This window comes from Rhodoferax ferrireducens T118 (genome assembly GCF_000013605.1).
In the GTDB taxonomy this organism is placed as follows: domain Bacteria; phylum Pseudomonadota; class Gammaproteobacteria; order Burkholderiales; family Burkholderiaceae_C; genus Rhodoferax; species Rhodoferax ferrireducens.
This window is the reverse complement of the sequence record NC_007908.1, coordinates 1169239-1192676: the sequence shown is the minus strand read 5'-3', so window position 1 is coordinate 1192676 and position 23438 is coordinate 1169239. Positions and strand designations below refer to the sequence as shown.

Sequence of the window (23438 nt, the reverse complement as noted above, 5' to 3'; positions counted from 1 at the left end):
GGTTACAAAAAAATGACATCCGTTGACAGTGATTGTGCCATTGTTGTTGCTAGAATTGGAATGCTTTCCAAAAAGATTGATCCCTGTCTCGTTAGAAACATGAAAAACAAAAAAACTGATGATCTGCCCCTTCTGAAAAGGACTGACTTTGCGCTTGACTTTCGTTGGGGCTGCTCCACATCTTCATACCAGATCGAAGGCGGGGTCGATCTGGATGGCCGGGGCGAGTCAATTTGGGATCGCTTCTGCGCCACACCGGGACATATTCGGGATGGTTCCAGTGGCGCTGTGGCTTGCGACCACTACCACCGCTGGCCGGAAGATCTTGATCTAGCGCGCAGCCTTGGAACCAACGCCTACCGGTTTTCCATCGCATGGCCGCGAATTTTTGCTAATGGTCGAGGGTTGGCGCCGAATCAAAAGGGCCTGGACTTCTACTCGCGCATGGTGGACGGCATGCTGGAGCGGGGGCTGGAGCCCTGGGTCACTTTGTACCACTGGGATTTGCCGCAAGCCTTGCAGGAACAGGGCGGTTGGGCAAACCGTGACACCGTGGATGCTTTTGTTGAGTACACCGACGTTGTGAGCCGCCACCTGGGGGACCGCATCAAGCACTGGATTACCCACAACGAGCCTTGGTGCACCGCCTTCCATGGCAATTACGAAGGTGTGCATGCACCGGGCCTGAAGGACGTCAAGACCGCGCTGCAGGTGTGCCACAACGTGCTGGTATCGCACGGCCTCGCCATTCCCGTGATCAGGCGCAATGTGCCTGGTGCGCGTGTGGGCGCGGCGCTCAGCCTGCATCCCCTGCAGCCCGCCTCCGACAGTGCGCAGGATGTGGCGGCGACGAAGCGCCATGACGGCTTGCGCAACCGCTGGTTTCTCGACCCCCTGCATGGCCGCGGTTATCCGGCGGACATCTGGCGCATTCTGGGTGACAAGGCGCCTGTGGTGCAGGACGGTGACCTGGCGACCATTGCCACGCCCACGGACTTCCTGGGTGTGAACTATTACTTTCCGGAAATCGTGGCCGATGCGCCCGGCGTGGGGGTGATGTCCACGCAGGTGATCGAATCGGACAACGTGGAGCGCACCGCATTTGGCTGGGAGGTATCGCCCGAGGGCATGGTGACCCTGCTTGGCCGGTTGGCAAAAGACTATCAGCCGGCAGAGATCTACCTCACCGAAAACGGCTCCACCTACGACGACGTGCTTAGCCCTGAGGGCAATATTGACGACGTCGAGCGTCGCCGCTATCTGGTGCGCCACCTGCAGGCTACCCGGGAAATCGTGGCCCAGGGCATTCCGGTCAAGGGCTACTTTGCCTGGAGCCTGCTGGATAATTTTGAGTGGGCTGAAGGCTACATACGCCGCTTCGGTTTGACCCATGTTGATTTTGAGACTCAGCAGCGCCGCCTGAAACTGAGTGGAGAATGGTACGGTGCCTTTCTAAAGGGAGAGCTCTGAACCGGATGACTCTCGCACTGTGGAGCGGTAATGCGATGCACCCCATCGCAAACAATATAAAACGAGGAGACATGACATGGTGGTTTTAAGAAAAATGGCGACGGCACTGGCCGCTGGCCTGGGTGTTTGTGTTGCCGCGCACGCGGTCGGCCCTAAAGCCGAGGTGATTCACTGGTGGACCTCCGGCGGCGAATCCGCTGCGGTGAAAGTGTTTTCCGACGCCTACACCACCACCGGCGGTGTCTGGGTCGATACGGCCGTGGCACTCGGTGAGCAGGCGCGCTCCGTGGCCATCAACCGTATCGTCGGGGGTAACCCACCGACAATGGCGCAGTTCAATACTTCCAAGCAGTTCTTGGACGTCGTCGAGCAGGGCATGCTCAACAACGTGGACGAGGTCGCCATCCGCGACGGGTGGGACAAATTCCTACCCGAAACCGTGCTCAATGTGGTGAAAGTCAAAGGGCACTACTACGCCGCGCCCGTGAACATCCACATGCCGACCTGGTTCTGGTATTCCAAGGCCGCGTTCAAAAAGGCGGGCATCGCGGCCGAGCCCAAAAATATGGACGAGTTGTTCGCGGCGCTGGACAAGCTCCAGGCCGCCGGGCTGATTCCCCTGGCGCACGGCGGCCAACCGTGGCAGGAGAACACTATTTTTACCGCCGTGCTGGCGAACGTCGGCGGCACCGAGCTCTACCTGAAAGTGATGCGTGACCGCGATGCGAAAGCGATTCAGGGCGAGGCTTTCAAGAATGTGTTGCTGACCTACAAGCGACTTCAATCCTACGTGGACAAGGGTTCTCCGGGGCGCAACTGGAACGACGCCACCGCGCTGCTGATCACGGGCAAGGCCGGTGTGCAAATCATGGGCGACTGGGCCAAGGGCGAGTTCACGGCGGCAAGGCAGGTGCCGGGCAAGGACTATGGCTGCATTGCGGGTTTTGGGTCCAAGTCACCCTACATCATTCAGGGCGACGTGTTCGTCTTTCCCAAGACCACGAATCCTGAGCAGATCAAGGCGCAAAAGGTGCTGGCCGGCCTCATGCTGGCACCCGCCGTGCAGGTGGAGTTCAGCAACAAAAAAGGTAGCATTCCCGTGCGCACCGACGTGGACTCGTCCAAGATGGACATCTGTGCCCAGCAGGGACTGGCCATCATGAAAGATAAATCGCGCCAGTTGGGCAACGGCGAGATCTACCTCAACCCCGATCAGAATGGCGCGCTGGCTGACATCCTGACCGCCTACTGGAACAAGAGCGTTCCCGTCGAAAAGGTCCAGAAGGACATTGCAAACGCGTTGAAGAACTGACGCAACGGTGCCCTGTCCATGAAAGCCAATCCCAAACAGTTGCTGCGCTCTCTGGTCACCTGGACGGCTCTCTTGCCTATGGTGGCGACGGTACTGGTTGCCTACTTGGGAACGGTGCTGTGGTCACTCAAAGTGTCCATGAGCAATTCACGCACTTTCCCGTCCGATGAGTTTGTCGGATTGGCGCAGTATGAGCGTCTGTTCAACAACGACCGCTGGCTGTTGTCGCTGGAAAACCTGGCGCTGTATGGCGTGCTGTTTATCGCGGCGTGTATGCTGATCGGCTTCCTGCTGGCGGTTTTCATTGACCAAGAAGTCATGGCTGAAGGTGCACTGCGCACCATTTTTCTGTACCCCTACGCCATGTCGTTTGTCGCAACGGGCCTGGTGTGGCAATGGCTGCTCAACCCGGGCAATGGCATCCAGCAGGCGGTGCGGCAGATGGGATTCGAGGACTTCACATTTGACTGGATCATCGATCAGAACAAGGTGATGTACACGATCGTGATCGCCTCTGTGTGGCAAGCGTCCGGTCTGGTCATGGCTTTGCTGCTGGCGGGCTTGCGTGGCATCGACGGCGAAATCTGGAAGGCGGCCCGCATTGATGGCATCCCCACCTGGCGCGTTTATGTCTCCATCGTTTTGCCCATGTTGGGCCCGTCCATCGCCACCGTTTTTATATTGCTCTCCACCGCCGTGATCAAGCTGTTCGACGCCGTGGTGTCGATGACGCAGGGCGGACCTGGTACCGCCAGCGAAGTGCCGGCCAAGTTCATCATGGACCATCTGTTTGGCCGTGCGAACATTGCGTTGGCGTCGGCCGGATCCATCGTGCTGCTGCTGACGGTGCTGGCCTTGCTGGCGCCGCTGCTGTACGTGCGCAGTCGAGCCAACGCTGCCGGTGGCGACAAATGAAGACCTCCACCGCCACCAGGTCGGGCCAACGACGCCCTTACCGGCTGAGCCCGGCGCGCATTGGCGTCTATGCCTTTTTGCTCACCGCAGCGTTGTTCTTCCTGATGCCGCTGTACATCATGCTGGTCACCTCGCTCAAAACCATGGACGAGATTCGCCTGGGCAACATTTTTGCACTCCCGATCGCCATCACGGTCGAGCCCTGGGTCACGGCCTGGACCTCGGCCTGCACCGGCGTCTCGTGTGAGGGCATTCGCGGTGGCTTCTGGAATTCGCTGTTCATCGTGATTCCAAGCACCATTCTGCCCATCCTGCTGGGTGCTCTCAATGGCTATGCCTTGTCGTTCTGGCGGCCCCGTGGCGCGAATGTTCTGTTCGCCATTCTGATGATGGGAGCCTTTATTCCGGTGCAGGTGATGATGTTCCCGCTGGTGCGTATCCTGGCGACGCTGGGCTTGTTCAGCTCGCTGCCCGGCATTGTCGTGATTCACATCATCTTCAGCATGCCGGTGATGACACTGCTGTTTCGCAACTATTACCTGTCGATTCCACAGGAACTGTTCAAGGCAGCACGCATCGACGGCGGTGGATTTTTCCGCATCTTTATGCAGTTGATGTTGCCCATGTCCACGCCGATCATCATCGTGGCCGCCATCATGCAGGTCACGGGCGTCTGGAACGACTACATCCTGGGTCTGGTGTTCGCGGGCCGGGACAACCTGCCCATGACAGTGCAGCTCAACAACGTGATCAACACCACCACGGGAACGCGCCTGTACAACGTCAACATGGCGGCCACGATTCTGACCTCGCTGGTGCCACTCACGATCTATTTTGTTTCCGGGCGCTGGTTTGTGCGGGGTATCGCCGCCGGTGCGGTAAAAGGGTAAAAATATGGCTGGCGTCAACATCCGCAATCTCTGTGTCCGCTTCGGCGAAACCGAAGTCATCAAGGACCTCAACCTTGATGTGGTAGAGAGTGAGTTTCTCGTGTTGCTGGGCCCCTCGGGCTGCGGCAAGTCGACCCTGCTGCACAGTATCGCCGGACTGATTGACGTGGCCGACGGCCGGATCGAGATCGATGGCAAGGACATGACGTGGGCTGATCCGACCGATCGCAACATCGGCATGGTGTTTCAGTCGTACGCGCTCTACCCCACAATGACGGTGGAGCGCAATATGTCGTTTGGTCTGCGTATCAAGGGCACGCCCAAGACCGAGATTGAAAAGCGCGTGCGACGCGCGGCTGAAATGCTGCAACTCGGTCCGCTGCTCAATCGCAAACCTTCGCAGTTGTCAGGCGGACAGCGCCAGCGTGTCGCCATCGGTCGGGCACTGGTGCGCGAGGCGGGTGTTTTTCTGTTCGATGAGCCCTTGTCAAACCTGGACGCCAAGCTGCGCGCGGAATTGCGACGCGAGCTCAAGCTGCTGCACAAGAACCTGCACTCGACCATGATTTACGTGACGCACGATCAGGTCGAGGCGATGACGCTGGCCACGCGCATTGTGGTGATGCGTAGCGGCAAGATTCAGCAGATCGGCGCACCAGCCGAGGTCTATGAAAGACCAGACAATTTGTTTGTGGCCGGCTTCATCGGTTCGCCGGGCATGAATTTTCTGCATGGCAGCCTGAACGCCGTCGCGGACTCCCGCATGTTTGAGTCGGAGCGCTTGACGCTTGATGTTTCGCCTTATGAATTCAAGCGCAAGCCATCGGGCGCGCAGGAGGTCGTTCTCGGTATTCGCCCAGAAAACCTGCTGATTCACGCGCAGGGTCAGTTGCAGGGCACAGTTTCCCTGATTGAACCCATGGGAAACCATCACGTGGTCTGGGTGGACTTTGGTGGAAATCTGTTGTCCTCGGTCGTGACCGGCGCACTGGCGTTCCGTGTGGATGAGTCCATTCGTTTTAGCATTGACATGGCGCGGATTTCCTTGTTTGAACGGGCCTCGGAACTGCGCCTGTAAGAGTTCTCAAATCAACTCAATGACATGAATCCGGGTCGAATAACGGGCGAAAGGCAGTGAATGATGATGCAAACATGTATGCAACGAGCAGGATCACCTGTGGTGGTTGCCGTTTTGGTGCTGACCTGGGGCGTGGCGGTACAGGCGCAGTCCACGGCGGCATCAGGTGGCAAGTTCCGGGGCGATGCCGTGCAGACTTGGGTGACTCTGACGGACCAGTCGAAGCTGCTCGCTCCACAGGAGGGTGTGATCTTTAGCGGCAAGCTGCCACTGCCGTTGAATATCGACGTTGACGTCGGCAAGCGCTACCAGGAGATCGTCGGCTTTGGCGCCAACATTTCAGATGCGTCGGCCTGGTTGATCCAGAACCGGATGAACGCGCAGCAGCGACAGGCGCTGATGGCAGATTTGTTCGGCAAGCCGCCCGGCATCGGTTTGAGCTTCACACGCCTGACTATCGGTGCTGCTGACTTTTCGCGCAGCCACTACACACTCGATGATGTAGCGGCCGGGCAAACCGACTACCCTCTGGCAAAGTTTTCCATAGCCCCCCTGCGCGCCGATGTGCTGCCGGTGGTCAAAAGCGCCCTTGCCATCAATCCCAAGTTGCGCGTCATGGCATCACCCTGGAGCGCACCGGCCTGGATGAAGAGCAATGACAGCCTGATCCAGGGCACGTTGCGCCCGCAGGCCTACGGTGCATTTTCTCAGTACCTTGAAAAATTTGCCGATGCGATGGAAGCCGAGGGCGTGCCCCTGTATGCGCTGACCGTGCAGAACGAACCCCACTTCGAGCCCAAGGACTATCCGGGGATGAGACTGGAGTCTGCAGTCCGTGCCAAGCTGATCGGCGAGCACCTGGGGCCCCTGCTGGCCAAGCGTGACAAGCCGGTGCGTATTCTGGATTGGGACCATAACTGGGATGAGCCCCAGGCGCCCCTGCAGGTGCTGGCCGACCCGCAAGCGCGTCCTTATGTGGCGGGCGTCGCATGGCACTGCTATGCCGGCGATGTGGCGGTGCAGTCGATGGTGCACGATGCCCATCCGGACAAGGAAACCTACCTCACCGAATGTTCTGGTGGCGAGTGGAAACCACACTGGGGGGAGACCCTCCCGTGGTACATGCGGAACCTGATCATCGGTACCACACGGGGCTGGGCCAAGGGCGTATTGCTGTGGAACATTGCGCTGGACGAAAACCATGGCCCCCACAATGGCGGCTGTAGCGATTGTCGTGGCGTGGTGACCATCAACTCCAAGACGGGTGAGGTGACGCGTAATTTGGACTACTACGCGCTGGCGCACGCCAGCCGCTTTGTACGACCGGGCGCGCACCGCATTGAATCTACGACCGGGGTGGATCAGCTGGAGACGGTGGCCTTCCAGAATGCAGATGACAACTCGATCGCCCTGATTGTGTTGAATTCGGCAAGCAATTCGCGTCGTTTCTCGGTGCGTCTTGGTGATCACACTTTCGAGCACACGATGCCAGGCGCCAGCGTTGCTACCTTTGTCTGGCAGGCGCCGCACTGAAGCGCAAATTGGCGGCCGGTGTCTTGGTAGTGTTCGGTTCAGCGTTCATCGCGTCGACCGTATCAGACCGGTCGGCTCAGGGTTCGACCGGTTTGCGCTTGTGCTGCAAAAACCATTCATACAGTGCCGGATTCGCGTAGGTCTGCGTCCAGGAGTCGTGGCCGACGCCGGGGTAAACCGTGAATTTCACATCCCCGCCGCAGGCCTTGACGGCTGCCACCATGGCGGCGTCATCCTGGAGGCTGACGACCGTGTCCTTCTCGCCATGAAAAGCCCATATCGGAATATTTTTGAGTTGGCATGCGCTCTTCACATCGCCGGCGCCGCAGACCGGCGCGATTGCGGCAAATCGCTCGGGATGATCGGCTGCCATTTTCCAGGTGCCATGACCACCGCGGCTCAAACCAGTCAGATAAATCCGGTCGACATCGACCGGCAGGCGCGCGATGACTTCATCCAGCAACACAGTCAGGCTATTGCTATTCCAGTTCGTATGGGCAGCTGCTTGCGGCGACACCACGATGAATGGAAAGTCTTTCTGTGTCTCGAGCATTTTCGGCGGACCGTGCGCCTTCACTTTTTCAATATCGTCGCCGCGCTCGCCGGAGCCGTGCAGAAAGACGATCAGCGGCCACTTCTTGCCATCGATCTTGTTGTACCCCTCCGGCAAATAGAGCAAAAAAGGGGTGCCGACGGTATCGCTCATCTGCTTTTCCAACGATTGCGGATGCTGGCCTTCGGCCAGTGTCCATGGTTCGCTCATGGCACACCCTCCAAGAAGAAACGTCACCGTTGTTAAAGTCACCAGTGAGAAAATTTTAGTCACGATCTCGTCCATCAGTCCAAGGGCCTCAGCGCCCTACTGCCTCGTGCGACGATAACGCCGTCATGGCCATCGCGCACACCCTATCGAAGGCCATACCATCGGCGGGCAGTCACGGCATAGACGATGCAGGCACTGCCTGCCGCTGACCCGGCTACTGGGCCTGCGCAAAGGGCTTCGGCGGGACCAGGCTGTTCATCCACTTCATGACCTGCCTATTGGGCTGATAAGGAACGCTGCCAAATAGCTTGATCAATTGTTCGATTTCACCGAGCGAGGCTTGGGAAAAATCGACTGCCGGAATGTTGGCACCTTCAACATTGGTGACCATGCCCCAGTTACTTTTGACCAGCCCGCCGGCGTTGCTCAGCATCTTGAACGACCAGGTGGCCGCTGCCCAGCCATACTTCGCGTAAGTATCGTAGCTGGCGCGGGTGATCTGCCCCCCGAGCTCATCATCCATGTCCGCCCACGGCTGAAATTCGCCAACAAAGAGTGGTGTATCCCATGCCATCATGCGTGCATTCCATTCGCAGGTGCCTCCGCCTTGGGGTACACACTGGAGCCAGTCCCGGTGTACGTCCAACCCCGGCTTGGCCCAGCCAAAGTGGCCGGGATAAAAATGCATCTCGAAAGCCACGTTGCGCATGCCCTGGTCGCCGGGTTTGCCATAGGCATCAATGCCCCGCGAGTGGCCGGGCAGGATGATGATGTGGTTGGGATCCACCGCACGCACGCTGGCGTACAGTTCTTTCATCACGGCGGCCATCTCTGCTTCGCTCGCGCCCCAGGGTTCATTGAGGATACTGTAGCCAGCCACCGCCGCGCGGTTCTTGTAGCGGTTGGCAATTTGCTGCCACAGCCAGGCCGTACGTTCCTGGTATTCTGGTGTGCTCCAGTAGAGGTTCTTGCCCGCACAGCCGCTGTGATGCTCATGCCCCTGCGCGCCGACCGCACCATGCAGGTCCAGCACCACATACATGCCGCGGGCTTCAGCCTGGTTGATGGCCTCATCCAGATAGTGCCAGGCGTCGGGTCGAAGATGGCGCGGGTTCTGTTCGTCTTCGATCAAACTCCAGATGAACGGCACACGCACCAGATTCAGGCCGAATTGGGGCATCAGGTCCCAGTCACGAGCAGTGATCCAGTTGTCGCGGTGCAATCTCATCAGGCGTTCACGTTCGACATAGCCAAAGCGCCGGTCCAGCGTCGCTTCCAGCGTGCACTGGTCGTCAATAGCCTTGGTGCTCTGGCCCATCATCCAAAATTCCAGCATAAGCCAGTTGCCCAGGTTGGTCCCCTTCAACTGAATCGGTGCTCCATCCGCTTTGACCCACTGCGTCCCTTGTGTGCGCAGCATCGAAAGCGCCCGCTCGGGGACAGCCTTTGTCACGCCATGGGCAGGTACCAATGAGGAGTCTGCGTTGGTGTTTCCCGCCTGCGTGCTGCTGAATGTGGCGAGTGCGAGAAGTTGGACTGTGATGAGCCCGGCGCGCTTGCCAAAGGACCATAGCGTGATCACTGCTTGTTCAAGACAAACTTCAAAAAAACTTGCTTTCATTGCTGCCTCTGCCTGTGTAGTCAAATTCTGTTGGCCTCAGTGGGTCCGATCCGGGGGCCGTGGCGCATACCGGTCTTGTGACCGCAGGTCGATTGGGACTCAGGGCGGCAACATCGAATTTCCCAACAGCTGTCCATCCGCCGAGAACGCCAGCGCATCACCAACGTCGAACGTGACACCCACCATTTCCCCAGGGGTGACGCGCCCCTCGTGGGCCGCGACCTTGGCGCTCAGTAATTCGTCCACACCATCGATTCGCAGGTGAATGATGGAAGCGTCGCCCAGATGCTCGGCCAGCATGACCTGGGCGAGCACACCATGCGCCGCGCGCCTCAGGTGCAAATGTTCGGGCCGGATGCCAACCTTGTGCGCGTTGGCCGGGGCCAACCCGGCGGTCGCCAACCACAGCGCCATATGCATGGCAGACGCACCCTGCGTGGGCCGCGTAATAAGGTTGATGCGGGGTGCCCCAAGGAAGGTGGCAACAAACTCACTCGCCGGGCGGGCGTACAAGTCCATCGGCGCACCGAGCTGCTCCACGCGGCCCTTGTTGAACACGGCAATACGGTCGCCCATGGTCATGGCCTCCACCTGGTCATGCGTCACGTAGATCATGGTGGTGCCCAGTTCCTTGTGCAGGCGCGACAGCTCGATGCGCATGGTCACGCGCAGCGCGGCGTCGAGGTTGGACAGAGGCTCGTCAAACAAAAACACCTTGGGCTTGCGCACAATGGCGCGGCCAATGGCCACACGCTGGCGCTCGCCGCCCGACAGCTGTTTGGGCAGGCGCGGCAGCAGGTGCATGATGCGCAGCACGTCGGCGGTACGCTGCACCACCTGTTCGCGTTCGGCCTTCTTGATGCCCGCCATGCGCAAAGAGAAACCCATGTTCTCGGCCACCGTCATGTGCGGGTACAGGGCATAACTCTGGAACACCATGGCGGCACTGCGGTCCGCCGGACGCAGGTCGTTGGCGCGAACGCCGTCGATCAGCAGGTCGCCCGCGGTGATACTCTCCAGCCCTGCAATCATGCGCAGCATGGTGGACTTGCCGCAGCCCGAGGGACCCACAAAGACGAGAAACTCCCCGTCACGCACTTCCAGATCGACACCGTGAATCACCGGCACATCGCCGTAGCTCTTGCGAATGCCCCGCAATGCCAGATGTCCCATGTCACATTCCTTTTCTTTTTTGTTCAGACAGAAAAGCACGGTACCAAAGCGCACTGTCCTTGAGCGTGCGCTCTTGCGTGTCGTAGTCCACCCGCACGATGCCAAAGCGCTTGGCGTAGCCCGAGGCCCACTCGAAGTTGTCCAGCAGGCTCCAGACAAAATAGCCGTTCACGCGCACGCCCTGGCGCATGGCCTCTGCCACCGCTTCGATATGGTTGGCGATGTAGGTCTGGCGCCGCAGGTCGTGCACCCGGCCGTCCACCACTTCGTCCTGGAACGCGGCGCCGTTTTCAGTGATGTAGATCGGCGGCATGGTGTAGTCATGGTGCAGGCGCAGCAGCAACTCGGTCAGGCCTTGCGGGTAGACCTCCCAGCCCATGTCGGTGATCTCGCGCCCGCTGGACTTGACGTCCCAGGGTTCGCCTGCGCTGGAGACACTGCGCATGTAGTAGTTGATGCCGAGAAAATCCAGCGGGACCTTGATCAGTGCCAGATCGCCCGGCAACACCTTGGGGGCGTCCGCGCCCAGATGGGCCAGCACGTCGGCCGGATACTCGCCCTTGAGCAGCGGGTCCAGATACCAGCGCAGGCCGGTGCCGTCGTCGAGCCGCGCCTTGGCCTGGTCCGCCTCGGAGTCGGTGGCCGCATGGGTCGGCGCCAGGTTGAGCACGATGCCCAGCTCGCTCTTGCAGCCCTGGTCGCGCAGCGCCGTCAGCGCCCTGCCGTGACTCAGGAGCAGATGGTGCGCCACCTGGAGCGACACCGCACGGCTCTTGATGCCGGGGGCGAAGTTGCCAATCTGGTTGCCCAGCACCGCCACCACCCAGGGCTCGTTGTGCGTGCAGATGGAGACGACGCGATCGCCCAGGCGGCGCGCCACTTCACAGGCATAGTCAACAAAGCGCTGCACCGTGTCGCGGTTTTCCCAGCCACCGGTGGCCTGCAGGGCAGACGGCAGGTCCCAATGGTTCAGCGTCAGATAAGGTTTGAGGCCCCGCGCCAGCATGCCATCGACCAGCCGCTCGTAGAACTCGAAGCCCTTTTCATTGAAGGCACCCGAGCCCAGGGGCTGCACCCGCGGCCAGGACACGGAAAAGCGGTAGGCATCGACGCCCAGGCCGGCGATCAGATCCAGGTCCGCCGCCCAACGGTGGTAGTGATCGCAGGCCACCCGGCCATCGCTGGCGTCCTGGATGGCACCGGGAATACGGCAGAAGTCGTCCCAGATGGAAGGGCCCTTGCCATCGGCTTCGGATGCACCCTCGATCTGGAATGCGCTGGTGGCGACGCCCCAGACGAAATTTTTGGGAAATGCGGAGTTGGATGTAGTGGTCATAAGAGCGATCATTGCAAGTGAAAATCAGCCGCGCACGGCGCCGGACGTAAGACCGTCGATGAGGCGGCGGGAAGAAATGGCAAACAGCACCAGCAGCGGCACGGTGGCGATGGCCGCGCCGGCCATGAGTGCGCCCCACTCGGTATTAACCGGGCTTTGCAGGCTGCGCAGCGCCAGCGGCAAGGTGTACATCTCGGGCGAACGCATGACGATCAGCGGACCGATGAAGTTATTCCACGAGCCGATGAAGGTGATCAGCCCGAGCGTGCCCATGGCAGGCTGCAACAGCGGCAGCACGATGCTCCAGTAGATACGCAACTCGCCACAGCCGTCCATGCGCGCAGCCTCGATCAGGTCACGCGGAATGCTGGAGGTGATGAACTGGCGCATCATGAAGATGCCAAAGGCACTGGCCGCACCGGGAATGTACAGGGCGCGCGGCTGGTCGATCCAGCCAAAGGCGTCCATGATCATGAACGTCGGAATCATGCCCAGAAAGGCGGGCAACAGCATGGTCGCCATCACCAGCGTGAACAGCGGCTTCTTGAAGCGGAACTCGAACATCGCAAACGCGTAGCCACCCATGCTGCAAAACAGCAGCGTGAGCCCCGTGGCGGCCAGCGCCACGTACAGGCTCCAGCCCAGGCTGCGCCAGAACGGGATGCGCTCGGTCAGGATACTGAAGTTGAGCATGAAATCGTTGCCGAACCACAACGGCGGCGGCAGGCTGAAGATGTCGCTGCGCGAGTGGCTCGCAAACACGAACATGAAGTAGAACGGCGCCAGCATGATGAACATGCCCACGCCGACCAGCAGATAGGCGGCCCAGGGGGCCATGCGGTCACTTTTGCGCATGACGATCCTTGAACGCTTGATTCGTGAGCCAGGTCAGCAGCGCCACAAACACAAACAACAGCCACGACAGGGCGCTGGCCGTGCCGAAGTCATTGAACTCGAAGGCAGTGCGGTACATGTACATGGCGGTGGTCATGCCCGCCTGGTCGGTGCCGCCGCGCCCGCCGGTGAGGATGAAAGGCTCCTCGAACAGCTGCAGCCCGCCGACCACACTGAGCATCACGCCAAAGTAAATCATCGGTTTCAGGCTCGGCAGGGTGATGAACCAGAACTGCTGCCAGCGCCCTGCGCCGTCCATGGTGGCCGCTTCATAGATGTCCCCGGGAATGGTTTGCAGCGCGGCCAGGTACAGCACCGTGTTGAAGCCCAGGTAGCGCCAGAACACCACGAGTGAAATCGCGGGCTTGACGTTTTCGGCGTGGTTCAACCAGTCAATCGGTTGCGCCGGCGCCAGCCAGCCCAGACCCGGCACCTGCCCCAGCGCATGCAGGCCCTGATTGATCATGCCGTATTCGGTGGAGAACAGCGTGCTGAACATCATGGCAATGGCCACGGTGGAGGTGATGTAAGGCAAAAAGTAGATACCCACCACAGAGTTACGAGATCGCTTGTAGGAGGTGTGAATGAAAAACGCCAGGGGAATGGCCACCAGATGCTGTGGCACGCCCGCGGCCGTGGCCAGCCAGACGGTGTTTTTCAAGGACTTCCAGAACCATTCGTCCTGCAGCGCAAAGGCAAAGTTTTCCAGCCCAACAAACTTCATGGCCAAGAGGCCAGCCGTGGGCTCCCACGACTGAAATGCCAGATAGAACGAGAACACGAGCGGGAAGATGCCGAACACCACAAACAACAGCACGAACGGGCTCAGGAACACATAGGGCGCCCACTCGGGGGACAGGCGCGGCAGCAGGGATCGTTTCATGGCGAGGCGTCAGCGTAAAGAGGGGTGCGGCCCATGCAACCTTAGCGGCGCGCACGCCGCTCCAGCAAGGCCTTGGCATCAGCCAGCGCCTTGGGAATGTCCTTGCCCTGGTCCAGCACCTTGTCGAGCTCGGTGTTGACGATTTCGTCGGCAATCGGGTCCAGCTTGTTCACGTCGATGGCGTTGATTTTCAGTGCCGCTTCGCGCCACAGCAGACGCGCTTTCTGCCCGCCCAGGAATTCAATCGGCTGGTCGTAAAACGGATCAGTGTGCGCTTCGAGCAAGGCCGGAAAAGCGTCCTGCACCTTGAACGCGCTGAGTTGTGCGTCGCGGTTGAGCGTCATGAACTGGATGAACTCCCAGGCCAGCGCCTTGTTCTTCGCCGCCTTCGGGATCGCATAAAAAGTGCCGCCCCAAGCGCCCCAGGCTTTTTCGGGCAGCTGCGAGGCACGCCAGAGACCCTTTGTGGTGGGTGCAATCCAGCTTGCCATTTGCCCGGCCAGCCAGGCACCCGACATCTGCGTGGCGATGTTGCCGTTCTTGAAGCCCTGAGACCATGCGGTCGACCAGCCGCTGATCTTGCCGTCGAGCTGTTGCTGGCGCACCCTGCGCGCCAGTTCGAACGCGCGCACAAAGCGCGACGAATCCACCACCACCTTGCCGGCGGCATCAAAGTACAGGCCATCGCCCGGCTTGACGTTGGAGCGGATCAGGATGTCCTTGATATCGCGCGCGTGCGCCATTAGGTAGGCGCCCGTGGTGGCCTTGATCTTCACGCCCGACGCCACAAAGGAGTCCCAGGACTGCGTCAGCTCCGCTTCGCTGACACCGGCTTTTTTAAGCAGATCGGTCCGGTACAGCAAGGTGCCCGGGCCGATGTCAGTGGGCGCGGCCACCACCGCGCCAGTACTGAGGGTGGCCTGCCTGAAAGCAAAGGGCACAAAACGCATTTGCGTGTCCTTGATTCGGTAAGGCGACTGAGACAGATCTTCCAGTCCACCTCCCGCGCCAAAGCGGCCCACGTAGGCAAATTCCAGCGCCATCACGTCCGGCAGATTGCTTGAGGTGGACAGGGCCGTGGTCATGGCGGTGTGATGATCCTCAAATGCACGGCTGACCAGTTTGATCTCGACGTTGGGATGCGTCTTCTTCCACTGTGGCATCGCGGCCTTGATGATCTCGTCCACCGCCGGGTAAGCCGTCACGGACAGTATCTGGCTCTGGGCTTGGGCCAGGCTGGTGCTGACGAGCAGCACCGTCAGGGAAAGAATTTTGCCTGCGGTACGGGCAGCATTAAAAAGCATGCTTGTCTCCGGTTTATGAATTACAGCTGATTTGGAAAGGATTCCATATTACCCTGAACCTTGTCAAATCCTATTCACGCTTACCCTAAGGTGAACAACGCGAGCCGAGTCGGCGACTACAAAAACGCCTCCTCTTTGGCGGCGCGCGAAGCTTTACTGCCATAGACCCGCTCAAAGATCGGCGTCGCCATGAGCGTGGTGGTGATGGCCATCATCACCATGATGGCGAACAGCGCTGGTTCGATGATGCCGCGCTGCAAGCCGATATTCAGAATAATCAGCTCCATCAGGCCGCGAGCGTTCATGAGCGTTCCCACCGCCATGGCCTCGCGGTGGCTCTCGCCGTGCCAGCGTGCGGCGGCGTAGCAGGCCACGCCCTTGCCGACGGTGGCCGCCAGCAACACCAGCCCTGTGAGCAGCCACAGGTAAGGTGTGTTGACCAGGCCAATCCTGGTGTTCAAGCCCGAATAGACGAAGAACACCGGCAGCAGGAAGGCCGTGGTCAGCGGATAGATGATGCGGTGCAACTCGGCCGAGAACTTGCCACGGGGCATGGCAATGCCCATGATGAAGGCACCAAACACCGCGTAGATCTGGATGAAGTCGGTGAACCAGGCCCCCAGCATGACCAGCATCAACACAAAAATCAGCATGCCCTGACTCATCTCGCCTGCCGCCTCCACCCGTCTGCCCAGCGGCAGCAGCAGACGCCGAAGGCCCAGCAAGACAAGGAGCCCAAACAAAACGCCGCCGCCAATCGCATAGACCGCGATGGCTGGATTGTTCTGGAAACTCGCCAGCACCACTGCCAGCACGCACCAGGCTGCGGCATCGTCCATCGAGCCCGCTGCCAGCGCCAGCGTGCCAAGCGAAGTTTTTGACAACCCTTGCTCGAAAATAATGCGCGCCAGCATGGGGAAGGCCGTGATGGACATGGCCGCACCCACGAATAGCACAGCTTGCAGGGTCGTGGTCCTGGCGGCAAACAGGGTGGTGTCACCCACCAGAAAATACGCCAGCGTTGCGCCCAGGGCGAACGGCGCCACGATGCCCGCCAGCGAGACCGAAGCCGCGCTGCGCAAGCGCGACTTGATCAGACCGACATCGAACTCGACGCCGATCAGGAACATGTAAAGCACCAGTCCCAACTGCGCAACCGCAAAAAGGATGGACTTGGCGTCGACCGGAAAAAGATAGGTACTCAAACCGGGAAACATCCACCCCATCAGGGATGGTCCCATCACCACCCCGGCGATCATCTCGCTCACCACCTGCGACTGTCCCAGCCGCTTCAACAGAATGCCAACGATTCGGCAGACCCCCAGGATGAAGGCCATTTGCAGGAAGAACAGAACCGAGAGATCAAAGGCGCTCATGTCATGTTGCTATATGGAAGTAAAAGTACGAAGGCGGAACTGAATATCAGTGCCCTTGAAATCTAGCAGACAAAGCGCGGACAGTGGATTCAGCCGCGCCGAAGAATCGGTTGACGCTTGCCTAGGGTAAGCCATAATAGCCTTCGCTCAAGGATTAATTAACAATTAATTAATTCGAGCGGCAGAGTGCCAGCGCGAATCAACCCCCTGCTTCATGGCCCTGTGCCTTCGAAGCTAGCAAATCAGGAGTCAATATGTTGAAACTTTCCAAATTGTCTGCAGCCATTGCATTTGTAGTGGTTGGCGCATCGGCCCTGGCCGGTGAAGTTGAAGTGCTGCATTGGTGGACATCGGGCGGCGAAGCCAAGTCGGTCAGCGAATTGAAAAAAATCATGCAGAGCAAGGGCCACACCTGGAAAGACTTTGCGGTGGCCGGCGGCGGCGGTGACAACGCCATGACCGTGCTCAAAAGCCGTGTGGTGGCCGGCAACCCGCCCGCTGCAGCCCAGATCAAAGGCCCTGCGCTTCAAGAATGGGCCTCTGAAGGGGTGCTGGCGAATCTGGATGCCACTGCAAAAGCTGAAAACTGGGACAGCCTGCTGCCCAAGGCGATAGCAGACGGCATGAAATACAAAGGGAACTACATCGCTGTTCCGGTCAATGTGCACCGCGTCAACTGGCTGTGGGCCAATGCGGCCGTGTTGAAAAAATCTGGCGTGGCGGGCATGCCCAAAACCTGGACTGAATTTTTTGCCGCTACCGACAAGATCAAGAAGGCGGGATTTATCCCGGTTGCAACGGGTGGCAATGCCTGGAATGACCTCACCAACTTTGAGCCTGTGGCGCTCGGTGTCGGCGGTGTCAAGTTTTACAACGATGCGTTTGTCAAACTTGACCCTAAAGCACTGAACAGCGATGCCATGAAGAAATCGCTGGAGACCTTTCGCAAGCTCAAAGGCTACACCGATGCCGGTGCCGTGGGTCGCGACTGGAATATCGCCACGGCGATGGTGATCCAGGAGAAAGCCGGCTTCCAACTCATGGGCGATTGGGCCAAGGGCGAATTTGTCGCTGCCGGCAAGGTGCCGGGCAAAGATTTCCTGTGTGCCGCAGCACCTGGCAATGCAGGCACCTACACCTTTAACGTGGATTCATTCGCCATGTTCAAGCTCAAGGATGCGGCAGCCCAAAAGGCGCAGGCAGACCTTGCCGTTGCCATCATGGGCCCTGAATTCCAGGAAGTATTCAACCTGAACAAAGGCTCCATCCCGGTTCGCTTGAACATGAACATGGACAAGTTTGACGAATGCGCCAAGCTGTCGGCCAAGGAATTTGTTGACACCGCCAAGTCGGGTGGCCTGGTTCCTTCCGTTTCCCAGGATATGGCGCTCAAGCCCGCCGCGACGGGTGCCCTGAAAGATGTCGTCAGCCAGTTCTGGAACGATGACAAGATGACGCCGGAAACGGCCATGAAGAATATGGTCAAGGCGGCTACGACCAAATAGAGCGGGGGGGGTCGCAAAGGCCTGTTGCAGGCGCACGCAGAAGGGTTGGGGTACGCGCCGCCGCTCATGTCCCCCGCCCTTCTCGGGCTCCTCCTTGACTTCGCTTTGGCACGCACCCCAGCCCTTCTGCTTGATAGGTGCGGTGGTGAGCGTGCAAGCCAAAACCCTGCGGGACCAGACCAGCCGGGTGTTTCGCGAAGTGAGGTCAAGGAGGAGACCGAAGGCTGCAAGCCTTCGGTCGGGGGACACGAACGTAGCGCAATACCCGGCTGGTCTGGTCTTGGAGTAGCACATGCCGTCCATCACCGTGTCGTTCCACTTTCTAACCCGAAGGCGAGATGTTTATGAAATCATTTGAAAACGTGTTACCCAAGCTGGTAATTGCGCCGGGCTTTGTGCTCGGATTCGCCTTCATTTACGGCTTCATGATCTGGAACGGCGTGCTCTCCGTGACCAGCTCCCGCATGTTGCCCAACTACGACGAATTCGTCGGGCTGGAACAGTACGTGAGCCTGTGGGAGATGGACCGCTGGCTCGTCGCGTTGAAGAATCTGGGTATTTTCAGCGTGCTGTATGTCGGTGGTTCGATGTTTCTGGGCATGGGCTTGGCGATTTTTCTGGATCAAAAAATTCGTTTTGAGGGTGTGCTGCGCACCGTCTATCTGTACCCGATGGCGCTGTCGTTCATTGTGACCGGCACCGCGTGGAAATGGATTTTGAACCCGAGCCTGGGGCTGGAAAAACTGATGCATGACCTGGGTTGGGCCAGCTTCCACTTTGACTGGCTGGTGCAAAGCGACACCGCCATCTATTGCGTGGTGATCGCCGGCATCTGGCAGTCGGCCGGGTTTGCCATGGCGCTGTCGCTGGCAGGCTTGCGCGGCATTGACGACAGCATCATCAAGGCGGCGCAAATTGATGGCGCTTCCTTGCCGCGCATTTACTGGCGCATTATTCTGCCGATCCTGCGCCCGGTGGTGTTCTCCACGGTGCTGGTGCTGTCGCATCTGTCAATCAAGAGTTTCGACCTGGTCATGGCTTTGACCGCGGGCGGCCCCGGCTACTCGTCGGATGTGCCGGCCACTTTCATGTATGTGATGAGTTTTACCCGCGGCCAGATCGGCTTGGGCGCGGCCAGCGCCACCATGATGCTCGCCACCGTGGCGGCCATCGTCGTCCCTTACCTTTACAGCGAGCTGCGGGCCAAGCCGCACGAGCGCTGATCCTGGGCCCAACCATGATTACCAAACACTTGCCCCGGGCCCTGATTTACGGCATTTTGCTGATTGCGGCCCTGTTCTTTCTGGCGCCGCTTTATGTGATGCTGGCCACCTCGTTCAAGGACGCCGCGCAGATCCGCTCCGGCAACCTGCTGAGCTGGCCCAACTCACTGAACTTCGAGTCCTGGCAACTGGCCTGGTCCAGTGCCTGCACCGGGGTCGATTGCCGCGGTTTGAAGCCCTATTTTGTCAACTCGGTCATCATGGCGGTGCCCGCCGTGCTGATTTCAACCGCCTGGGGCGCCATCAACGGCTACGTGCTGAGCCTGTGGAAATTCACGGGCAGCGAAGTGCTGTTTGGCTTCATGCTGTTTGGTGTGTTCATGCCGTTTCAGGTGGTGCTGCTGCCGATGAGCCAGGTGCTGGGTTACCTGGGTTTATCCAGCTCCCTGGGCGGCCTGATTCTGGTGCACTGTATTGCCGGGCTGGCCGGCACCACCCTGTTTTTCAGAAACTATTACACCGCCATTCCCAAAGAGCTGGTCAATGCCGCGCGCATCGACGGGGCTGGTTTCTGGCGCATTTTTTTCCGCATCGTGATTCCGATGTCGACACCGATTCTGATGGTGACGCTGATCTGGCAGTTCACCAACATCTGGAATGATTTTCTGTTTGGCGTGGCGTTCAGCGGTGCGGACAGCAAGCCGATCACCGTCGGTTTGAACAACATGGCCAACACCTCCAGCAGCGTCAAAAGTTACAACGTGGACATGGCCGCCGCCGTCATCGCCGGCCTGCCCACCATGCTGGTCTATGTGCTGGCCGGTCAATATTTCGTCAAAGGTCTGACCGCTGGCGCGGTCAAAGGATAAACACATGGCAGCTTCACTCCACATCGCAGGTATTCGCAAGGTCTTTGGCAAAGGCGCCAAGGCGGTCGAAGTGCTGAAGAAAATTGACATCGACGTCGCACCGGGCGAATTTCTGATTCTGGTCGGGCCCTCTGGTTGCGGCAAATCGACCCTGCTCAACATCATTGCCGGACTGGAAGAGCCGACCGAGGGCGAGCTGCGCATTGCCGGCAAAAACGTCATCGGCGTGGCCCCGGCCCAGCGCGACATTGCCATGGTGTTCCAGAGCTATGCGCTCTACCCGACCATGAGCGTGGCCGACAACATTGGCTTTGCGCTGGAAATGCGCAAGGTACCCAAGGCGGCGCGCCTCAAGCGCATTCATGAAGTGGCCGCCATGTTGCAAATTGAGCAACTGCTGGACCGGCGGCCGGCGCAGCTCTCAGGCGGCCAGCGTCAGCGCGTGGCCATGGGCCGCGCCCTGGCGCGTGATCCGCAACTGTTTTTGTTTGACGAACCTTTGAGTAATCTGGATGCCAAACTGCGCGTCGAGATGCGCGCCGAGATCAAGCGTCTGCACCTGGTCTCAGGCATTACCAGCGTCTATGTGACGCACGACCAGATCGAGGCCATGACGCTGGGCAGCCGCATTGCTGTCATGAAAGACGGCATCCTGCAGCAAATTGGCACACCGGACGACATCTACCGCCGCCCGGCCAATACCTACGTGGCCGGTTTCATCGGTTCACCAACTATGAATTTTATAGCTGGTCAGGTAGACGGGACGGGGGCTGATGCCGTATTTTCCTTTGAAGGTGGGGAGTTGCGGCTACCGTGTCCGACGGTTGGCAAGGTCACACTGGGCCAGCGTCCCGAGCACATTCACCTCGACCCCGATGCCACCTGGCGCGGTGAAGTGATACTGGTGGAGCCGACCGGAGCCGACACGTATGTCGTGGTGAGAACCGGTGTCGGCTTGATCACGGTGCGCACACCACCCAGCACGCAGGTTTTGATGGGCGACGTTGTGGGTCTGTCTGTCAGCGGCCGGCACAACAACTGGTTTGACGCGCAGAGCGGCTTGCGTCTGATTTAGGCTGTCAATTCAGGCGTCCGGCTTGCCTGGGCAGCCATGAACGCTTCAAAGTCCGGCGCCGAAACAGGTTTCGAGAACAAGTAGCCTTGACCGTAATCGCAGCCTGCCGCGGCCAGCAAATCGCGTTGCTGCGCGGTTTCAACACCCTCGGCGATCACCTTCATGCCCAGGGCGTGAGCCATGGCGATGATGGCCTGGCACAGGGCCAAGTCAGTCGATTCGGGAATCAGGTAGCGCACAAACGACTGGTCGATCTTGACAAAGTCGATGTCAAAACGCTGCAGATAGGACAAGGACGAATAGCCGGTGCCAAAGTCGTCCAGCGACACCTGAATGCCAGCGTCGTGCAGATCCAGCAGCTGGTCGGCCACGCTGGAGCTGGTGTCGAGCAACAGCCCTTCGGTGATCTCCACCACGATGCTGTTGCCCGGCAAACCCATCGCCTGCAACTGCTGGGCCCACGGCGTCTTGGTCTTGCCGCGTTGGTAAAACTGCACCGGCGACTTGTTGACGCTGATCTGGAAATCAGGGTCCAGCGCCGTGCGCCAGGCCTGCACCTGGCGCGCCGCCTGCTGAAACACCCACTCGCCAATAGCGACGATCAAACCGCTGGCTTCGGCAATCGGAATGAACTCGACCGGGCTGATCAGTCCGCGCGTCGGGTGTTGCCAGCGAATCAATGCTTCCGCCTTGCAAACGGCGCCGCTGGCGAGTTCAACAATGGGCTGGTAAACCAGCCGGAACTGTTGCCCGATGAGCCCGGCGTGCAGGTCGTTGGCCAGCCGCACCCGGTTTTGTGCGGCCTGTTGCAGGGCCGGGGTGAAAAAACTGAAGCGATTGCGCCCGGCGCCCTTGGCCACATACAGCGCCTGGTCGGCGTTCTTGAACAGGTCTTCAATGTCGCCGGCATCAAGGGGATACATCGTGACGCCAATGCTGGCCGACACAAAGGCCTGTTCTCCGTCCAACTGGAATACGCATTCCAGCGCCCGCAGAATCTTTTGCAGGATGCGCTCCAGGCTGCTGGCATCAAGCAGCTCCGTCAGGATGACGGCAAACTCGTCGCCGCCCATGCGGGCCACGGTATCGGACTCGCGCACGCAGTCGCTGATGCGCCGCGCCGCTTCTACCAGCAGCCGGTCACCACTGTTGTGACCGAGCGTGTCGTTGACTTCCTTGAAGTGGTCCAGGTCAATGAACAGGACAGCGAGTTGCAGACCGTCACGTTTGCTTTTCTTGATCTCCTGCGCAACCCGGTCGCGCAGCATGTGGCGATTCGGCAGACCGGTCAAGGTGTCGAAGTGCGCTTGTCGCCAGATCAGCGCTTCTGATTTCTTGCGCTCGGTGACGTCGGTGTGGGTCCCAATCATGCGCAGCGGCAAGCCCTGCGCGTCGCGGCTGATGACCATGCCACGCGACAGCATCCACTTCCAGCTGCCGTCCTTGCAGCGCACGCGGTGTTCATCGGCATAGGTGGAGGTCAGGCCGTCAAAATGGGCCTGACGCGCGCGCAGGAGCTGCGCCATGTCGTCGGGATGAATGAGCTTGTCGAACTCCCCCCGCGCCTGAAGGTGGACATCACCGACGTCGTAGCCGAGTATTTCCAGCAATCGCTTGGAATAGAACTCCACACCGCTCTGGATATGCCAGTCCCAGACGCCATCGCCAGTGCTCTCCAGGGCCAGCTTCCAGCGTTCCTCATTTTTTTGTAGCGTGGCCTGCGCCTGCACATAGTCCGTGACGTCGGTAAAAGTGCGCACCATGCAGCCCTCAGGCAGCGCCTGCGTCCTGGCTTCCAGGGTGCGACCCGCCGGTGTCACACGCAGATAGTGGGAGGGCAGGTCGTCAGGGGCGCCAGCAGCCACGCCCAACACGCAGTTGCGCGCATGGACCTCGACCAGCGCGGCGTCCCGACCAAAATCGCCCCTGTCACGTTGGTAACGGGTCAGCGCCTGCACCGTCGGTCGGCTGGCCAGCAGACGCTCCGGCAGGTCCAGCAACTCGCAAACTCTGGGGTTGAAAATATCCACCCGCCCTTGCACATCAAATACCAGGATGCCCTGGCTGATGCTGGTGAGCGTGGTTTGCAGCAGTCGGGATTTCTCCGTCAACTGGGCATTGAGCTGTCGCAACGCGGTGTCGGTTTCGGTCTGTTGGGGGTTCAGGTCTTCATTCACAAACTTGGCAGACAAATTGGAAGGCAGAAAAGCGGTCAGTC

General features: G+C 59.6%; 19 protein-coding genes. 10 read left to right on the top strand and 9 right to left on the bottom strand.

From position 1 onward, the window contains the following. Positions 1 to 99 precede the first annotated feature (99 nt). The 6 genes from RFER_RS05565 to RFER_RS05540 all read left to right on the top strand — a co-directional run bounded on the left by RFER_RS05565 (position 100) and on the right by RFER_RS05540 (position 7198). The gene (locus tag RFER_RS05565; protein WP_011463421.1) at positions 100 to 1470 is read left to right on the top strand and encodes a GH1 family beta-glucosidase; all 1371 of its coding nucleotides are present in this window, start codon (positions 100 to 102) and stop codon (positions 1468 to 1470) included. A gap of 76 nt (positions 1471 to 1546) precedes the next feature. After that, positions 1547 to 2782, top strand: a complete 1236-nt coding sequence (locus RFER_RS24495; RefSeq protein ID WP_011463420.1) for an ABC transporter substrate-binding protein — start codon at positions 1547 to 1549, stop codon at positions 2780 to 2782. Positions 2783 to 2800: 18 nt separating this feature from the next. After that, entirely contained in the window at positions 2801 to 3697 is an 897-nt protein-coding gene (locus RFER_RS24490) for a carbohydrate ABC transporter permease (RefSeq protein ID WP_011463419.1), read from the top strand. Then, positions 3694 to 4587: a carbohydrate ABC transporter permease gene (locus tag RFER_RS05550; protein ID WP_011463418.1), complete on the top strand. Its 894-nt coding sequence runs from the start codon at positions 3694 to 3696 to the stop codon at positions 4585 to 4587. The genes RFER_RS24490 and RFER_RS05550 overlap by 4 nt, the downstream gene beginning before the upstream one ends. Positions 4588 to 4591: 4 nt before the next feature. Continuing rightward, positions 4592 to 5665, top strand: coding sequence for an ABC transporter ATP-binding protein (locus tag RFER_RS05545; protein ID WP_011463417.1), 1074 nt, complete (start codon positions 4592 to 4594; stop codon positions 5663 to 5665). 102 nt (positions 5666 to 5767) lie between these two features. Then, entirely contained in the window at positions 5768 to 7198 is a 1431-nt protein-coding gene (locus tag RFER_RS05540; protein WP_244095812.1) for a glycoside hydrolase family 30 protein, read from the top strand. 76 nt (positions 7199 to 7274) lie between these two features. Here RFER_RS05540 and RFER_RS05535 read toward each other — a convergent pair whose 3' ends face one another. From RFER_RS05535 to RFER_RS05500, 8 genes are all read right to left on the bottom strand, one after another. Next, on the bottom strand, positions 7275 to 8036 hold the full coding sequence (locus RFER_RS05535; RefSeq protein WP_011463415.1) for a dienelactone hydrolase family protein: 762 nt from the start codon (positions 8034 to 8036) through the stop codon (positions 7275 to 7277). Positions 8037 to 8175: 139 nt separating this feature from the next. Continuing rightward, complete coding sequence (locus RFER_RS05530) at positions 8176 to 9582, bottom strand: glycoside hydrolase family 5 protein (protein WP_011463414.1); 1407 nt, start codon at positions 9580 to 9582, stop codon at positions 8176 to 8178. Between the two features lie 99 nt (positions 9583 to 9681). Beyond that, positions 9682 to 10755: an ABC transporter ATP-binding protein gene (locus tag RFER_RS05525; protein ID WP_011463413.1), complete on the bottom strand. Its 1074-nt coding sequence runs from the start codon at positions 10753 to 10755 to the stop codon at positions 9682 to 9684. Position 10756: 1 nt separating this feature from the next. Next, entirely contained in the window at positions 10757 to 12091 is a 1335-nt protein-coding gene (locus tag RFER_RS05520; protein ID WP_041790225.1) for a GH1 family beta-glucosidase, read from the bottom strand. Between the two features lie 24 nt (positions 12092 to 12115). Further along, the gene (locus tag RFER_RS05515) at positions 12116 to 12946 is read right to left on the bottom strand and encodes a carbohydrate ABC transporter permease (protein ID WP_041790223.1); all 831 of its coding nucleotides are present in this window, start codon (positions 12944 to 12946) and stop codon (positions 12116 to 12118) included. Continuing rightward, entirely contained in the window at positions 12933 to 13868 is a 936-nt protein-coding gene (locus RFER_RS05510; protein WP_011463410.1) for a carbohydrate ABC transporter permease, read from the bottom strand. Before RFER_RS05510 ends, RFER_RS05515 begins: the two co-directional genes overlap by 14 nt. A 41-nt stretch (positions 13869 to 13909) precedes the next feature. Beyond that, the gene (locus tag RFER_RS05505) at positions 13910 to 15172 is read right to left on the bottom strand and encodes an ABC transporter substrate-binding protein (protein ID WP_011463409.1); all 1263 of its coding nucleotides are present in this window, start codon (positions 15170 to 15172) and stop codon (positions 13910 to 13912) included. Between the two features lie 116 nt (positions 15173 to 15288). Further along, entirely contained in the window at positions 15289 to 16548 is a 1260-nt protein-coding gene (locus tag RFER_RS05500; RefSeq protein WP_011463408.1) for a cation:proton antiporter, read from the bottom strand. 254 nt (positions 16549 to 16802) lie between these two features. On the opposite strand from RFER_RS05500, the gene RFER_RS05495 reads away from it, so the two are divergent. From RFER_RS05495 to RFER_RS05480, 4 genes are all read left to right on the top strand, one after another. After that, positions 16803 to 18053: an ABC transporter substrate-binding protein gene (locus RFER_RS05495; RefSeq protein ID WP_011463407.1), complete on the top strand. Its 1251-nt coding sequence runs from the start codon at positions 16803 to 16805 to the stop codon at positions 18051 to 18053. 338 nt (positions 18054 to 18391) lie between these two features. Beyond that, positions 18392 to 19276: a carbohydrate ABC transporter permease gene (locus RFER_RS05490; protein ID WP_011463406.1), complete on the top strand. Its 885-nt coding sequence runs from the start codon at positions 18392 to 18394 to the stop codon at positions 19274 to 19276. A gap of 14 nt (positions 19277 to 19290) precedes the next feature. Beyond that, the gene (locus RFER_RS05485) at positions 19291 to 20145 is read left to right on the top strand and encodes a carbohydrate ABC transporter permease (protein ID WP_011463405.1); all 855 of its coding nucleotides are present in this window, start codon (positions 19291 to 19293) and stop codon (positions 20143 to 20145) included. A gap of 4 nt (positions 20146 to 20149) precedes the next feature. After that, positions 20150 to 21220 (top strand): ABC transporter ATP-binding protein, encoded by a 1071-nt coding sequence (locus RFER_RS05480; RefSeq protein WP_011463404.1) that lies wholly within the window; start codon positions 20150 to 20152, stop codon positions 21218 to 21220. Here RFER_RS05480 and RFER_RS05475 read toward each other — a convergent pair. After that, the gene (locus tag RFER_RS05475; RefSeq protein WP_166485671.1) at positions 21217 to 23397 is read right to left on the bottom strand and encodes a putative bifunctional diguanylate cyclase/phosphodiesterase; all 2181 of its coding nucleotides are present in this window, start codon (positions 23395 to 23397) and stop codon (positions 21217 to 21219) included. The genes RFER_RS05480 and RFER_RS05475 overlap by 4 nt on opposite strands. Positions 23398 to 23438: the final 41 nt, after the last annotated feature.